The sequence below is a fragment of the Mesorhizobium sp. M2A.F.Ca.ET.037.01.1.1 genome (assembly GCF_003998075.1).
Taxonomy (GTDB): domain Bacteria; phylum Pseudomonadota; class Alphaproteobacteria; order Rhizobiales; family Rhizobiaceae; genus Mesorhizobium.
The window spans coordinates 1-733 of record NZ_RZSA01001623.1; the positions used below are offsets into that span (position 1 = coordinate 1).

General features: G+C 63.7%; 1 protein-coding gene. It reads left to right on the forward strand.

Annotated elements, in window-relative coordinates; genetic code table 11:
* The coding region (locus EOA27_RS38805) for an ABC transporter permease (protein WP_145970920.1) at positions 1-617 on the forward strand (617 nt) is incomplete at its 5' end.
* Positions 618-733 lie beyond the last annotated feature (116 nt).

Sequence of the window (733 nt, forward strand, 5' to 3'; positions counted from 1 at the left end):
CGCTAACGCTGTCGGTCCGCGTCGCCGCCATCTCGACGGCGATCGCGCTGGTGCTCGGCACGCTCTGCGCCGCCGCCGTCTCGCAGACCCACTTCTTCGGCCGCGAGGCCATCTCGCTCTTGGTCATCCTGCCGATCGCGCTGCCCGGCATCATCACCGGCATCGCGCTGCGCTCGGCCTTTTCGCTGGCCGACATTCCCTTTTCGTTCTGGACGATCGTGCTCGGCCACGCCACCTTCTGCGTGGTCGTCGTCTACAACAACGCCGTCGCCCGCTTCCGCCGCACCTCGGGATCGATGATCGAAGCCTCGATGGATCTCGGCGCCGACGGTTTCCAGACCTTCCGGCATGTCGTGCTGCCGAACATCGCAACCGCCCTGCTCGCCGGCGGCATGCTTGCCTTCGCGCTCTCCTTCGACGAGGTCATCGTCACCACCTTCACCGCCGGCCAGCAGCAGACGGTGCCGATCTGGATGCTGGAGGAGCTGATCCGTCCGCGCCAGCGCCCGGTCACCAATGTCGTTGCTATGGTCGTCGTGCTGGTGACGCTGCTGCCGATCCTCGTTGCCTATTACCTGACCCGCGACGGCGACCAGATCGCGGGGAGTGGGAAATGAAAACAGCGAGTAGCGAATAGCGAGTAGCGAATAGGGTTCGGCTGTCGATCTCCCTATTCGCTACTCCCTATTCGCTCCTAATCAGGGAGAAACCCAATGGACACCCAGATGCTCAT